Annotated in this window: 13 protein-coding genes; 3 read left to right on the top strand and 10 right to left on the bottom strand. The window is 63.6% G+C overall.

Annotation, left to right across the window (positions count from 1 at the left end):
* Position 1: 1 nt before the first annotated feature.
* The 3 genes from AC1DS6_RS31940 to AC1DS6_RS31930 are packed head-to-tail and all read right to left on the bottom strand — an operon-like array spanning position 2 to position 4,569.
* On the bottom strand, positions 2 to 1,162 hold the full coding sequence (locus AC1DS6_RS31940) for an acyl-CoA dehydrogenase family protein (protein WP_441630331.1): 1,161 nt from the start codon (positions 1,160 to 1,162) through the stop codon (positions 2 to 4).
* A complete protein-coding gene (locus AC1DS6_RS31935) occupies positions 1,159 to 3,312 on the bottom strand; it encodes a 3-hydroxyacyl-CoA dehydrogenase NAD-binding domain-containing protein (protein ID WP_441630329.1) in 2,154 nt (717 codons plus the stop codon). Before AC1DS6_RS31935 ends, AC1DS6_RS31940 begins: the two co-directional genes overlap by 4 nt.
* A 51-nt stretch (positions 3,313 to 3,363) precedes the next feature.
* A complete protein-coding gene (locus tag AC1DS6_RS31930; protein ID WP_441630327.1) occupies positions 3,364 to 4,569 on the bottom strand; it encodes an acetyl-CoA C-acetyltransferase in 1,206 nt (401 codons plus the stop codon).
* Positions 4,570 to 4,916: 347 nt separating this feature from the next.
* Between AC1DS6_RS31930 and AC1DS6_RS31925 the strand changes: the two genes are divergently transcribed.
* Positions 4,917 to 5,906 (top strand): Bug family tripartite tricarboxylate transporter substrate binding protein, encoded by a 990-nt coding sequence (locus AC1DS6_RS31925; protein WP_441630325.1) that lies wholly within the window; start codon positions 4,917 to 4,919, stop codon positions 5,904 to 5,906.
* 292 nt (positions 5,907 to 6,198) lie between these two features.
* On the opposite strand, the gene AC1DS6_RS31920 is transcribed toward AC1DS6_RS31925, so the two are convergent.
* The 6 genes from AC1DS6_RS31920 to AC1DS6_RS31895 all read right to left on the bottom strand — a co-directional run bounded on the left by AC1DS6_RS31920 (position 6,199) and on the right by AC1DS6_RS31895 (position 12,513).
* Positions 6,199 to 6,696 carry a MarR family winged helix-turn-helix transcriptional regulator gene (locus AC1DS6_RS31920; protein WP_035870275.1) on the bottom strand — a complete coding sequence of 166 codons (498 nt, stop codon included), beginning with the start codon at positions 6,694 to 6,696 and terminating at the stop codon, positions 6,199 to 6,201.
* Between the two features lie 152 nt (positions 6,697 to 6,848).
* A complete protein-coding gene (locus AC1DS6_RS31915; RefSeq protein WP_441630322.1) occupies positions 6,849 to 7,853 on the bottom strand; it encodes a Bug family tripartite tricarboxylate transporter substrate binding protein in 1,005 nt (334 codons plus the stop codon).
* A 29-nt stretch (positions 7,854 to 7,882) separates the two neighbouring features.
* Entirely contained in the window at positions 7,883 to 9,082 is a 1,200-nt protein-coding gene (locus AC1DS6_RS31910) for a Gfo/Idh/MocA family protein (RefSeq protein ID WP_441630320.1), read from the bottom strand.
* Positions 9,079 to 10,053, bottom strand: a complete 975-nt coding sequence (locus AC1DS6_RS31905; protein ID WP_477103917.1) for a PDR/VanB family oxidoreductase — start codon at positions 10,051 to 10,053, stop codon at positions 9,079 to 9,081. Before AC1DS6_RS31905 ends, AC1DS6_RS31910 begins: the two co-directional genes overlap by 4 nt.
* Positions 10,054 to 10,149: 96 nt before the next feature.
* Complete coding sequence (locus tag AC1DS6_RS31900) at positions 10,150 to 11,139, bottom strand: substrate-binding domain-containing protein (protein ID WP_477103916.1); 990 nt, start codon at positions 11,137 to 11,139, stop codon at positions 10,150 to 10,152.
* A gap of 54 nt (positions 11,140 to 11,193) precedes the next feature.
* Positions 11,194 to 12,513 (bottom strand): Rieske 2Fe-2S domain-containing protein, encoded by a 1,320-nt coding sequence (locus AC1DS6_RS31895; RefSeq protein ID WP_441630314.1) that lies wholly within the window; start codon positions 12,511 to 12,513, stop codon positions 11,194 to 11,196.
* A gap of 386 nt (positions 12,514 to 12,899) precedes the next feature.
* Here AC1DS6_RS31895 and AC1DS6_RS31890 point away from each other — a divergent pair, with 386 nt between their 5' ends.
* On the top strand, positions 12,900 to 13,037 hold the full coding sequence (locus AC1DS6_RS31890; RefSeq protein WP_477103915.1) for a hypothetical protein: 138 nt from the start codon (positions 12,900 to 12,902) through the stop codon (positions 13,035 to 13,037).
* A 27-nt stretch (positions 13,038 to 13,064) separates the two neighbouring features.
* On the opposite strand, the gene AC1DS6_RS31885 is transcribed toward AC1DS6_RS31890, so the two are convergent.
* Positions 13,065 to 13,958 carry a hypothetical protein gene (locus tag AC1DS6_RS31885; protein ID WP_441630311.1) on the bottom strand — a complete coding sequence of 298 codons (894 nt, stop codon included), beginning with the start codon at positions 13,956 to 13,958 and terminating at the stop codon, positions 13,065 to 13,067.
* A gap of 209 nt (positions 13,959 to 14,167) precedes the next feature.
* Here AC1DS6_RS31885 and AC1DS6_RS31880 point away from each other — a divergent pair, with 209 nt between their 5' ends.
* Positions 14,168 to 14,557 carry a hypothetical protein gene (locus tag AC1DS6_RS31880; protein WP_441630309.1) on the top strand — a complete coding sequence of 130 codons (390 nt, stop codon included), beginning with the start codon at positions 14,168 to 14,170 and terminating at the stop codon, positions 14,555 to 14,557.
* Positions 14,558 to 14,623: the final 66 nt, after the last annotated feature.

Here is a 14,623-nt window from a genome sequence, read left to right as displayed (position 1 = left end):
GCTAGGCCATGCGCTCCGACAACCCCAGCGAGCGGCCGACAATCTCCAGCATGATCTCCGAGCTTCCCGCATAGATCCGCGACACTCGCGCATCGCGGTACATACGGCTGATCCGGTATTCGTCCATATAGCCGGCTCCGCCGTGGAACTGCAGGCAATCGTCGATCAGGCGATTCTCCAGTTCTGAAGTCAACAGCTTGGCCGAGGCGGCTGTCGGCGCATCCAGCCGCCCGGCGTTGTGCTCAATGACCAGTGTGTCGATCCAGGACTGCATCGCGTCGAGTTCCGCATGCTTGCGCGCCAGTGCGAACCGTGTGTTCTGGAAAGCGCCCAGCGGACGGCCGAACGCACGTCGCGCCTTCACGTAGTCCAGCGTCAGGTCCAGCGCCACCTGCGCGTGCGCGACCGACTGGCAGGCACTGAGCAACCGTTCTTCCGCCAGTCCTTCCGCCAGGTAGCCAAGCCCCTTCGCGGGGTCACCCAGCAGGTTGGCATCCGGTACGAATACGTTGTCGAAGAACAGTTCTGCCGTGTCCTGCGCGTCAAGGCCAAGCTTGTCCAGCTTGCGCCCCCGTTCGAAGCCGGGCATGCCGCGTTCCACCAGGAAGAGCCCGAAGGCGCGTGGCTGGGCCGGATCGGTGCGGGCCACCACGATGACCGCATCGGCATTCAGCCCGTTCGAGATATACGTCTTCGTGCCCTGCAGCAGCCAGCCGCCGTCGGTTTTCCGCGCGCGCGCCTGGATGCCCGCCAGGTCCGAGCCTGTTCCGGGCTCGGTCATGGCAATGGCAAGAATGCGCTTGCCGCTTGCCGCATCGGGCAGCAGCCGCGCCTTCTGTTCATCATTGCCCAGGCGTGCGATGTATGGCGCTACCAGCCGTGAATGCAGCGTAAAGAACACGCCGATGTCGCCATGCCGGATCATCTCTTCGTACAGGATCTGTTCGTAGCGGAAGTCCGCCATGCCGGCGCCCCCATACTGCTCGGCGGCCCACATCAGCAACAGGCCCTGCTCGCCGGCCTTCTCGAAGACGGTACGATCACAACACCCGCCCTTGCGCCAGGCATCGACATGCGGCGCCACCTCCTTGCGGATGAACCGTGCCACCGCGTCGCGGAACTGGTCGTGCTCGGGCTCGAAGATTCTACGTTTCGTGCTCATGCCGCCTCCTTGCTGTAGAACGGCTCGCCGCGCCGTGCGCGTTCGCGAAGGGCCTGCGTAGGCCGGAACCGGGAGCCGTAAGCGTCGGCAAGCGCATCGCAGGCAAGCACGAAGGCGCGTACGCCAAGGGTGTCGACCAGCGACAGGGGCCCGCCAGTCCATGCCGGGAAACCGAGTCCAAGGATGGCGCCAATGTCCGCGTCTTCCGGCGCCGAGATCACGCCTTCTTCCATGCAACGGACCGATTCCAATGCCTGGACATGCAGGAGACGCCGTTTCACTGCTTCCAGTCCGGGTTGCTGTCGCGCCGCCGGGTACTCTTGCGCCAGTCCCGGCCACAGGCGCTTCTTGCCGCCCTCCGGGTAGTCGTAAAATCCGCCGCCGCGCTTGCGGCCCAGCCTGTCAATGGCATTCATGCGGGCGATGACCGGCTGTGCGTGGATGCGGCGCAGCGGCTCGGGCACACCGTCCGCCTCGGCCTGCCTGACCACGCGCTGCTGCAGGTCCAGCGACACTTCGTCCAGTACGGCCAACGGGCTCACCGCCATGCCGGCCATGCGGGCGGCGTTCTCAATCAGCGCCGGCTTGACACCCTCGGCAAGCATCGCCATTGCCTCGTCGACGTATGCGCAGAAGATGCGGCTGGTGTAGAAGCCCGGACTGTCATTGACCACGATGGGCGTCTTCCTCAGCCGGGCAGCCAGGTCCATCGCGTGCGCCAGGGTTTCGCGCGATGTCCGCTCGCCCAGGATGATCTCCAGCAAAGGCATGCGGTCCACCGGGGAGAAGAAATGCATGCCGATGAAGCGCTCCGGCCTGCCGGTGCCCGTGGCCAGGCTGGTGATGGGCAAGGTGGACGTATTCGAAGCAAAGATCGCCGTGGGCGACAGCACGGCCAGCGCACGGGCGATCACATCGGCTTTGACAGCGCGATCTTCGAACACGGCTTCGATCACGAAGTCGCAACCGTCGAGGTCGGCGTACTGCGCCGTCGCATGAATCAGCTTGCCCGCGTGCTGCGCGGGTTCGCTTTGCGTCGTTGACACCGCCGCGCGGGTTGCCATCTCCATGGCGCGGAGCCGGCCAGCGGCCGCTTGCTCGCGTGTGGCATCGAGCAGTACCACTTCGATGCCGGCCCGCGCAGCGGCGAACGCGATGCCTGCCCCCATCATGCCTGCGCCGAGAATCCCGAGCCGTTGCGCCGCCCCCCGGGGAATGCCCTGCGGACGGTGCGCAAGCCGCTCGTAGCGCTTGCGGTTGACGAACTGCGTGCGGACAAGGTTGCGTGCGACAGGGTCCGCGGCGAGCTGCGCGAAGTACTGAGCTTCGATCGCCATGCCGCGGTCGAAGGGAAGCTGCGTGCCCTCATAGACGGCCGAAAGAATCGCCAGCGGCGCCGGATAGTTGCCGTGCGTGCGGCTGCGGACTTGCGCGATGCCGGTATGGAAGCTGCGCAACGCATGCTCGGCCAGCGCGCCGGCGCCCCCTGGCAGGCGGTAGCCGTCCCGGTCCCAGGGCTGGCGCGCGCCGCGATTGGCCAGCAGCCAGCGCTTGGCGCGCATCACCAGCTCCGCGCACGGTGCGATCTCATCCACGACGCCGAGCGCCAGCGCGCGCTCGGGGGCGAGGGGGGTGCCATCCAGCAGCAGCGGCAACGCGGCTTCAATCCCGAGCAGGCGTGGCAGGCGCTGGGTTCCGCCACCGGCCGGCAACAGGCCGACCCCGACTTCTGGCAGCCCGACGCGCGTATCGGGCGCATCCGACAGCACGCGGTAGTGGCAGGCCAGGCAAAGCTCCAGCCCGCCGCCGAGCGCCGTGCCGTTGATGGCGGCAGCGAACGGCTTGCCGCCGGTCTCCAAGCGGCGCATGAAAAGGTTCTCGGCGACGAAACCGGGCAGCGCGCTTCGCCCCTGCGTCAGCGCTGCCTCCAGACGGCCAAGCACCGCGTTGAGGTCTGCGCCGGCGAGGAAACCGTCCTTGCCGGAAGTGATGATGGCGCCGACGATCGCGTCGTTGGCCAGCACGTGCTCGACTGCCTCGCTCATCCCAGCCGTCAAGGCCGGCGTATAGACGTTGACGGGCCGATCGGCGCAGTCGATTGTGATCAGTGCAATCCCGTCTTGATCGACGGAAACGGAAATGGGCTTCATCAGTACGTTTCCTGATTGGGGGTGCGGTATGGCTTGAACATAGTCCGCAGGTTAAACACGCTCGATCAGCGTCGCGGTGGCCTGGCCGGCAGCAGCGCACAAGGTAACCAGCCCACGGTGCAAGTCGCGACGCTCCAGTTCGTCGAGCAGCGTGCCCAGCAGCATGGCACCGGTCGCACCCAGCGGATGGCCCAGCGCAATCGCACCGCCATTGACGTTGACCTTCGCGTGGTCGATATCGAAGGCCCGCATGAATACCAGCGGTACGACGGAGAACGCCTCATTGACTTCGAAGAGATCGATGTCGGCAATGCGCAAGCCGCTGCGCGCCAGCAGCTTCTTCGTGACAGGGACCGGCCCCCCCAGGTTCATGTTGGGATCGCTGCCAAGCGAGGCAAAGTGGCGGATGCGGGCGCGCGGCCTCAGACCGGCGCGTTCGCCGAACGCCTTGCTGCCGACCAGCACCACGGCGGCGCCATCGACAATGGCGCTGGCGTTGCCGCTTGTGTGGATATGCTCGATCTGCTCCAGTTCTGGATAGCGCTGCAGGGCGATCGCGTCGAAGCCCTGCTTTCCGGCGCCGGCAAACGCAGGCGCCAGCTTCTTGAGGCCTTCCATGCTGGTCTCGGGCCGGACGGCTTCATCCCGCGCCAGGACGACGTCGCCGGTCACGTTGCGCACCGGAATCAGCGATCGGTCAAAATGACCTTGCTGGCTTGCATGCGCCGCGCGCTTCTGGCTCTCCAACGCATACGCGTCCACGTCGTGACGCGTCAGGTCCTCCAGAGTGGCAATCAGGTCGGCCGCCACGCCATTCGGCATGTAAGGAAACTGCCGCGTAATGGACGGATCGGTATAGATTGCACCGCCATCCGAGCCGATGGGCACGCGCGACATCGATTCGACGCCTCCGCCGAGGGCCGCTTCGATCTGGCCGGCCATGATCGCCGCCGCGGCCTGGTTGACGGTATCGAGGCCGGATACACAGAAGCGGTTGAGCTGGTAGCCCGGCACGCTCTCGCCGTAGCCCGCTGCCAGCAACGCGATGCGCGTCAGGTCGGAACCTTGTTCGCCCAGGGGCATGACAATGCCCAGGCCTGCTTCCTCGATGAGTGTCGGATCCAGCTCATGGCGCTCGCGCAGCGCACGCAGCGTCTGCGCGGCGAGCGAGACAGGCGTGATGTCGCGCAAGGCTCCGGTGTCGCGGCCCCTGCCGCGCGGCGTTCGGACGGCGTCATAAAGAAAGGCTTCGTTCATTTCGATTCCTGGTCTGCATGGGTTCGGACCGGGCGGCAAGCGCGCGCGGCCTCCGCGGTACCACATATTTTGCGAAAGGATTATGTTGTGCCGCCCGGGCGACTCGCCTCGTTCAAAGGGATGAATATTCGGTGGGCGTCGGTCTGCTTGGCCTTCGAGACAGCGTCGGCGGACATCTCCCAGCCTCCACACGAGGTACTTCAGCAGCCTGAACTGGGGCGTGACTAGGGTAAGTCCGCATTCGGATATTGTTAGGGCCATAAGCATAATTGTTTCGGGAGGCACAGGTGCTCACGGTGCGATGCCTCGCGACGAGGAGACCCGCATCACAATCAGGGGGAGAAAGAATGAAAGATCTTGTCAGCAAGAAGCGCCGTCTTATCTTGAGCGGGCTGAGCATTGCAGCGCTGGCATCGATGCAGAAGCCGGCAATGGCTCAACGCGGGGCGTGGCCGGATCACCCAATCAAGCTCGTGGTGCCAGTCGCCCCTGGCGGAGTTGCAGACGCTATCGCGCGCCGATTTGCAAAGAACGTGGCGGAACAGCTTGGGCAGCAGATCGTCGTGGAGAATCGCCCCGGCGCCAGCACGATCATCGGAACCCTTGCCGTTGCGAAGGCCCCACCGGACGGCTATACGATTCTCCTCGCACAGACCGCTCATATCCAGAATCCAATTCATTTCAAGAAGGTCGCCTATGATCCGCTGAAGGATTTCACGCCTCTGGGCAGGATCGGACTAAGCGCAACGGTTGTTGTGGTTCGTCCCGATTTGGGCATAAAGAATGTCGATGAATTCGTTAAAGCCGCTCGAGGTAAGCGCTGGAGCTATGGCGCAGGGTCAACCGGACCGCAGGTGATTTTGGAGATTTTCAATAAGGAGAATGATCTGGGAATGACCGGGGTATTGTACAAAGGGGAGTCTCCTGCCCTTACCGATCTGCTTGGTGGCCAGATTGAGATGGGATTGTTTTCCGTGTTTGCTGCCAAGAGCTACCTGCTCTCCGGCAAGCTCACGCCCATTGCCGTTATCGGCGAAAAGCGGGTGGCCTCACTGCCAAATGTGCCGACGTTTGCCGAGCAAGGGCACAACGAGATGAGCTATGGGGGAGGCTGGTATGCCTTTTTGGCCCCGGCGAACGTACCGCCGGAAATTGCAGGCCGTCTGAGCCGGGCTATCAAGGCATTCCTCGACAACCCGGTCGAGAGAAAGTACCTGGAGGATATGGACGTTATTGTAAATTGGACTAATGGTAATGCGTTCGCGCCACAAATGAGGCAGGACATGGAGGCTTGGCGCGGGATGGTAAATCGCTCCAAGGTTGTTATAGATCAGTAATTTTCCGGAGGAGGATGAGGATATCTGCCATCGCACCGTGGACGTCAATGTCCGAAGCCTGTGGTTTTGCGTGAAGGGCCAGATCGCCCAGATGTCGACGGGGGAGGGCGGGGGACGATTAGGCGCCGCACCTTCAGAAGGCGGCGAGAGATATCCGCTAGGGCGATACAGCACGCCGGAGGAAATTGCTTCGGGCATCCCCTGGCTGAGTTCGGCAGACGCTGCCTCGGTGATTGGCAGCATCATGGCAATTGATGCGGGTTACACGGCGGCAAAATCCGGGCAGCCGGAGCTACTCCGCCTGGGCATCGGCACCGAGATTGTTGATCATCAGGAGCAGCGCACGGCGAGTCGTCTCCACTTCCTTGGCTGGAATGCCATTCAGTGCCAATGCGTTGACTTCTTCGGCAAGCGGAACAAGCAGCTTCTTCAACTTCCTGCCCAGAGGCGTCAGGAACACGTAGATATTCTTGCGGTTGTCGGGCCGCTGCTCGAGACTGACGTAGCCCAGTTTTTCCATGGCTTTGAGGGCGACTACCGTGGTGGGTTCCATCACGCCTGCCTCTATGCTGAGCTCGCGCTTCGTCAGGCCGTCGCGCTCCCATAGGATGCGCAGGAAGGTCCAGTGCCCCAACTGCACATCGTGGCGGGCAAGCCTCGTCTGCAGCGCTCGCAAGAATCCCCGCGTTGCGTCCTTGACGAGATGTGCCATCCGATCGTTGGGGACTGCTTCGTGCCAGTGCCGCAGCATGCGACTGGCAATTTCGGTATCTCTGGTGTTGCTCGGCATGGAAAGGTCCGGAAGCTCTTCAAGAGGAATTTGTTTATGAGCCTAATATTAACACCATGCCGGGAATGGGCTGCGCCGACACGGATCGGCAGGTGGAGATCGCGCGAGCGGAACCGGCGATGTGATTGCCGGATATCCGCTGCAGGATCATGCTACTCCGCGACTACCTGGGCCATCTTGATGGCTTCGGCATAGCGCGCTGTCTCGTCGCCGAGTGCCTTGGCGTAGTCCGCGCTCGACCCGCCCACCGGCTCTATGCCAGCGACGTGCAACTGCGCGATGACTTCGGGCATCTTGACGGCATTCGCGATGGCGTCTGCCATCTGCTTCACCACGGCATCGGGCGTTCCCGCCGCCGCGAGCACGCCAACGGTCACGGCGTAGTCGTACCCGGGCACCACTTCCGAGATCGCCGGAATCTGCGGTGCGAGCTTGGAGCGCTGCAGTGAGTTGGTGCCAAGGATCTTCACCTGGCCAGACTTCACGAAGCCCGATAGCGAGGGCAAGGCGGCGAACACCACTTGCACTTGGTCCCCGATCAGCGCCGGGACGGATTGGCCGGAGCCGCGGAAGGGAATGTGCCTGATATCGATCTTGAGTGAGGCCTTCAGCGCTTCCATCGATAGTTGATGCGTGCTCCCTATGCCGGACGAGCCGTAGTTGAGCTGGCCAGGCTTCGACTTTGCAAGCGCAATGAATGATTGAAGCGAGTTTGCCGGCACACGGGCATTGACGGCTAGAAACAGCGGAGATCTCGCCGCCAATGAGACCGGCACGAAATCGCGCTTGGGCTCATAGGACAGATCCTTGTAGATCGCAGGATTGATTGTCATCATCGACCCGTCGGTGACCAGAAAGGTATAGCCGTCGGCGGGACTCGTCTTGAGCGCCTGCGCAGCTACCACGCCATTGGCGCCGGGACGATTCTCGACCACGAACGGCTTGCCCAGCCGTTGTGTCAATTGCTGCGACAGGATACGGGCAACGGTGTCGGGCAGACCGCCCGGCGCATAGGGAACGATCAGCCGGATCGCCTTGGTAGGCCAGGAATCGGCGCCTGCCAGCGCCGCCGTTGGGGCGAATGCGGCGGCCGTCAGGCATAGGCACAGGCATCGGCACAGCTTGCGCCGTGCGAGATGGTTGGGGGGGCGTCTCATGGTGTCTCCTCTCTTTATATAGTGCGCCGCTATGTCGGGTAAGTCTGATGCGGCAACTCGATGTCCCGGGCCTCACGCGCCGAAGACAGCATCGCGAGGCAGACTTCGAGCGTGGCCTTTGCCCAGGGTCCGCCGTGGATTGGGCGCCGTCCGTGAACGACGGCGTCAATCAGTTCGTCGATGACCTCGAAACGCGGCACCGACGGTGCCGGCAGCGGGATGTGTTCCCGTTCCCTATCGCCATAGACCCAGATGCCGTCTGGCATGGGGCGGATGTCGGCATGCTCGCAGCTGACGATGACCGGCCCGAAGTGCTGGTGAGCGAGCGGGGGAGACGCGCCGGCGGGCGATGTCCAGGATGGCCCGCCGTAGGTGGCGTCCGCCTTGAGTCGTGTTTCCGCCTCGGCCGAGCCGATGCCGGCCAGCCTGCGCCGCGCCTTGCCGTAGTCCTCTTCGTGGGCCGGGAAACCCATTTCGGTGAATCCGCCGTTCCACGGGTCCGAGTCGAAGCGGCCATAGCCGCTATAGGTCAGGGAGGCATAACTCCCGTTCTCGAACCAGAGCATGGCGGAATAGGCGCCTTCGGTCGGTCTGGATGGATCCCATTGGCCAAGCGTCGCCCGGACCCGACTGGCCGGGGAACCGGCGAGCAGGCGGACCACGTCGACCTGATGCGCCGCCTGGCTGAAGACAACTCCGCCGCCAGCCTCGGTCTGAAGTTCCTCCGGGCGCCGCGGCCGGTAGAGAAAGTCCGTGTAGTTCAGGGCGTGGATCATCCGCACCGCGCCGAAGCGGCCCGAGTCGAGCAGGTGACGCGTGTGCAGGTAGGGCGAGTCAAAGCTGTGGCAATGCCCGACGATCATTTGCACGTTGGCCCGAGCGCACGCCTCGATCATCTGGTCGCACTCCGCCATCGACAATGCCATCGGCTTTTCGACCAGCAGGTGCTTGCCATTCGCCGCGGCAAGGCATGCGTGGGCGGCATGAAACTGATGTGGACTGGCTACGTAGACTGCATCGATGGCAGGCGAGCATGCCATCTCGGACAGGTCCTCGTACACCGGGGCGCCGAAATCGCGCGCAAACTGCCGGCGCGCGGTGTCACGCGGGTCGCAGGCGGCGGCGAGGACCACACGCTCGTCCGCGAGGAAGGTGGGCAGCATGAGCGAGAATGCTCGGCCGAGTCCGACGACGCCCAGGCGCACCTTTCCGTCAGGTTTTCGTTTCATAGCTCGATCACGAGTTCGGCGCTTCTCGCACGCGAGACGCAGATCATCACCTGGCCTTCCAGTTCCTCCGGCATCAGGACCATGTCACGGTGGTCCGCCTCGCCCGCCACCAGCGTGGTGCGGCAAGTACCGCAGGTTCCGCTCTCGCAGGAAGAAGGGACCTCGCAGCCATGCTGACGCAGGACATTCAGGATACTCATGCCCACCGGAACCTCGAAGCGCTGTCCGGTACTGTTCAGCACAACATCGAACGGCTTGTCGTCCACGCGCACCTCGCCTCCCTCGTTGAAGCTCTCAAAGTGGATCTTCGTGGCGGGCCAGTGACCCGACATGTCACGCACGGCGTTCATCAGCCCGCGCGGCCCGCAGCAGTAGACGTGCGTGTCGCACGGCTGCTCCAGCACCGGCCACAGGTCGAATGCCTTGTCGGGATCCCCGAAGTCATGATGGATCGTTACCTTGCCCCGGAGTTCGGGTGCCTGCAACGCATCCAGGAACGCGGTGGTCTCCGGTGAGCGCGTGAAATAGTAGAGCTTCCACTTGGCCGTCGACAGTTCCCCAAAGCTGCGGATCATCGACAGGATGGGCGTGATGCCGATGCCACCGGCGATGAAGATGAACGCCCTGGCATTGCCGACGAGAGGGAATGCATTCTCCGGCACGCCAACGGGAAGCAGGTCGCCTTCCCTGGCGTCGTCGCAAAGGCTCACGGAGCCGCCCTGGCCGTCGGCGTCACGCTTCACGGTGATGATGTAACGGTGACGTTCCGCGGGGTCGTTGCACAGCGAGTACTTCCTCGGCAGGCCGTTGGGCGTCTGCACCTTGATATGCGAGCCTGGCGTGAAAGGAGGCAGGTCGGTGCCATCGGGCTGCACGAGCTCGAAGCTGCGGATCCCTTCCGCCGGGTCATGGATGCGGGCGATACGCAAGAGCATCCGCGTATCGGCGAGGGGCTGTGTGATGGTCGTCATAAATCTCTCATTTCAGGCGTCGAACCGCATTGACAGGTCGATGGCGCGCAGCGATTCCCGGTCCACTCCCCCGATGCATCCGCGCGCGCGATCTTGTCAAATGCTGTATGACTCGTAGGTGGACGGGTGAAAGATGTCTTCCACCGGGACCGGGCGCTCGGACAGTCCTTGGCCATGGTGATGCCGTATGAAGGTTTCCAGGGTCCGGCGGTTCGCTTGAACACCGTAGGACCAGTAGTCTTCGCCGAGCGTCTCGCGCGCGCCCTTCAGCATCTCTTCGACAAAGGGCATGGTCACTTTTGTCGCCGACGTGTCGGACAGCTGTTCGAGTGCGTGGGCCTTGGACTGGTTGAACGCCTTGAACACCGCGCCGGGAAGCCAGGGATGGGCTTGCGCCAGGGTCTTCCGGACGCCAACCACGTGCATGATCGGAAAGACACCCGTGCGACGGAAATAGTCCTTGGCTTCCGCGGTGGGATCATCGAACAGCCAGGCAATGTTCTCGTTGCGCAATGCCGTGGCGCCAGGCGGCCGGGGCGCGATAAAGCCGTCGATCTCGCCGCGGTCGAGCATGTCCGAGATCGTGCGTCCTTCCGGCGCGGGCTCGACGCGAACGTCGGGCGGCAACTGGAGCTTGATCTTCTCCGGGCGGCCCGGCGTATCGATGCCGCCGCGCACCCACGTGACGTCGGACGGGTGGACCCCGTACTCGTCCTGGAGGATCGCTCGCGCCCATACGAGCGCGGTGAGCTGGTATTCGGGGATGCCGATGCGGCAGCCTTTCAGGTCTTCGGGCCGCTTGATGCGGTCCTTGCGGACATAGATAGACGTATGGCGGAAAGCACGGGAGAGAAAGACGGGGACGGCGATGTACGGGCAGTCGCCACGCGAGTGCTTGACCAGATAGCTCGAGAAGGAAAGCTCCGTGATATCGAAGTCCTGGCTGCGCATCGCGCGGAAGAACATCTCCTCGGGGGTGAGGGTCATGTAGACCGGATCGACGCCGTCGATCTGGATGCGGCCATCGAGCAGGGCGCGGGTGCGGTCATAGTCGCCCATGGCGACGGAAAGGCGTAGTTTTGTCATCGTGCGATGGCTCCGGGGGCTGGGTCTGATGAATGGAAAGGCGCCGGGAGCGTCCTACGCCGTGATCGAGTAAGAGGGCTCGAACTCCGGCCGGTCCTGGCCATCGGCCCATACGTAGGAGACAGCGAAGGTCCGCCAGTCGTCCGACTTCGGCACGACGGCCTGGAACGCGCAGACGTCGGCGGGAACCGCGTTGGTGCCGGTGCCGATCGCCTCGCCGCCTTCCTGAAAGGCCTTGACGGCATCCAGCATCTGCTTGCGGAACTCGACGATGGCGAGATCGCTGGCACCGAGCCGGTCATGGGTTCGGTCAGCAATCGGCCCCATGGTCAGCCACATTGCCACGTCCTGATTGGGAAAGCCTGAGATGCCGGTGAAGTTGCCAGCCTTCATGGCCTGGCGATCCTGCCAGAAGCGGTTCTCCATATTACGCAGCGGCCGGTAGGACGGGTCCAGGTCGACGCCCACGGTCTGGCGGAGGAACTTGCGCCAGGATTCGGTCTCGGGTGTCTGCGCAGGATGGCCCCAGGCGATAAAGTAGAACGCCGTGTTCGTGTCATCCATCGGGACGTTGACGTTGGCGACGTTGTAGAGATTGTTTGGAGGAATCAATGCCGTCGCGGGGGCAACGAACACGGTCGAGCGGACGTAGTCGTGGGTCTGCGCCTGCTGGATGGGCCGGCGAATGGCTGCATAGCGGAATCCGTAGCCGCCGCGCTGCACCTGCAAGCGCGGCGCCTTGTCGGTCGAGGGACGGAGCCAGAGGTTCGAGGTGGCCTTTGCGCTGCTCACCCGTGCCGGAACCATATCGGAGCTGTGCAGGCTGGAGCTGTGGGCCGAATCGATCGCTCCCTCGAGCACTTGTGCCCAGTTGCATGGCAGGAGCACCTTGGCAATGCTCACCCGGGTCTCTTCGCTCGGCGCCCATTGTGGCGGCGTGAATTCCGGTACCGAATCGGCCGGGCCCATATAGGCCCATACCATCCCGCCCCATTCCTTGTTGGGATACGCCTTGTGCTTGACCTTCTGAGCCATGCAGCTCGAGGGGGGCTCCGAAACCATCTCCAGTACGTTGCCCGCGACGTCCATCTTCCAGCCGTGGTAGAGGCAGCGCAATCCACCTTCTTCGTTGCGCCCGTAGACCAGAGAGGCGCGGCGGTGCGGGCAGTATTCGTCCATCACGCCGACCCGACCATCGCTGTCGCGGAATACCACCAGGTCTTCGCCGAATACGCGAGATTTCACGGGCGCACCGTCAGGTTCCGAAACCTCCTCGATCAGGCATACCGGAGTCCAGTGCCGGCGCATCAGTTGTCCCATCGGCGCGTCGCCTTCGACGCGGCACAGCAGTTCGTTGTCTTCTTTGGTGATCATTTCTGGGCACTCCTGGCGGACGTCTCCCGGGTAGGGTCGGTCGTGCACATCGGTTGTTTTGGTTAATAAAACTTAGTTGACTAAGCATAATGAGGTGAGGCGGCGATGGCAAGAAGGCAGAACGAAAACCAAGGGAATATACTTAGTGGCATAAGTATATTTTCAGGGGTGCGGGCTCGGCGGGCTTATGCGAAAGCCGGCATCGGCCGAGCGGATGGGGGGGCGAAGGATAGGGTAATGGGGAGCCGTCACGCGAGCGGGCGCGTCTGGCATGGCGCGGGAGGCACAAATATCGCGGGCGAGATGCCCGACATGCCCGTCCGGGTCGGGCACCGCTGGTACATCGGCCGCCTGGTTGGTTCGGCGGCTACTCCGCCAAGGACGGATTGTTCGCGCAACTGTGGGTGCGCAAGCCGGAGGAGGATGCGCAAGCGCAGGCGTACTCCGTCAAGGGCTTGCGCACCGCTGTCGCCGGCAGGATCAAGACCTCGATCGGCAAGGTGGAAGGCGACAACGGGATGTGATGGGTCCCTCGCCGCCCGGCAGCCGGATCATTCGCTGATCTCGACCTCCATGTTGGTGATGGTCGGGAAGTGCTTGTTCTGCTTCAGGTTGACGGTGAACGCCACCCCCTTGCGCTTGCCTGCCATGAAGCCGGTATTGCCATCCAGGTCGGACACGGCATCCTGCAGCGGCGGCGTCAGTTGCTTGTAGAAGGCCAGCACCTGCTCGATGCTGTCGGTGGTTTGCAGCCTGAGCACGCGCCTGGCCTTGGCGTTGCTCAAGGCATCCTGCGCGGTGCGATGGACGATTGCCCGCGGGTACAGCGGCACTTGCGGCGAGAATCCCTTGGTGAGCCTGATCGGCTTGGCCGTCGTGTTGCCGGCATCCAGCGTGATGGTCTCCACCTTGGCGATCTTCTCGCCGCCGTCGGTCTGCAGGTCTTCGGGCACGTCCTGGCTCCACGTCACCAGCGGTTGTGCCTTGGCGCGATCGAAGCCGGGCCGCAGGAAGACCGACAGCAGGCCGTGCTCGTCGTCCTGGCAGCCGTTCTTGCCGCACTCGCGGTGCACCAGCGCCGCGGCCAGCACGTCGCCGCGCCCGTCCACCAGCACGGCCGCGCGTTCGGCGCCGTCCGACAACTGGCGGCGCGACGACAACAGGCGCTGGCCGTCGGGGAGTTCCTGTTCGGCCCGGTTGGTGCGCGACTGCAGTCCGGACAGGATCTGCTCGGCCAGCAAGCCATCCTCCCAGTAGTAGGTACCGGACGCGTTGCCCGCAAACCGGGTCACGGCGAGATCCAGCGCGGGGGCATCCCTCGTTTCCCTGGGGCTGGTGTCCAGGACCAGGACGGCATCGGCGGCCAGGGCATAGGGCGCGGCGCCGAGGGTGGAGAGCAGCAAAGCCAGTGCGGCGCAGTGGGCGGGACGAAATCGAAGAGTCATGCGGTGAGCGGAAAAAGTAACGATGTCAGGCCGGGTAACAAGTAAAACGGACGCCGGAGCGCCCGTTTTGACGGAAGGCTGCGAAGCCTCATGTGATTAAAAGTATACTTGGTAATGCCGGGTAGTTGAAGCCGGCCACGGATGACGGTGGCGGCGACGACGACAGGTGGATCGAATAACCCTGCATTTGAATGGATGCATAGCGAGATATGAACAAGAAGATTTCAGTATTCCTGATGGCCGCCGGCACGATCGGGCTTTCCGCACCGGCTCACGCACAGGCGGACCCGGCTGTGCTCAAGGGTATGTATGAGATGTCCCGCAACGTCGCTGGCCTCACCAGCTACTGTGTCGGAAAGGGCTTCCTGAAAGCGGACAGCATCAAGAACGCCAGGAAGATGGTGGCTTTGATGGCGGGGCTTCCCGGCGTCGACACGAGCGGGGGCGATGCCAGCGAGGCTGCGGGTTTGCGCGGCAAGGTGAGGCTGTCCGACGGCAAGGAAGAAGGGATTGAAGGCAGCCCGCTCGGCGCCAGGCAGTGGTGCAAAGACTCGGCGCAAGGTGTGTCGGACGGCTTGAAGAGCGCTGCTGCCGGCTGATCGCGCGGCCGCGCAGAGACAGCCTTCGGCGGCTTCGATGCCAACCGCGCAGGCGCCGCCCGGTAC

The sequence above is a fragment of the Cupriavidus sp. 05L310 genome (genome assembly GCF_056398185.1).
This window is presented reverse-complemented; position numbering and strand designations above follow the sequence as displayed.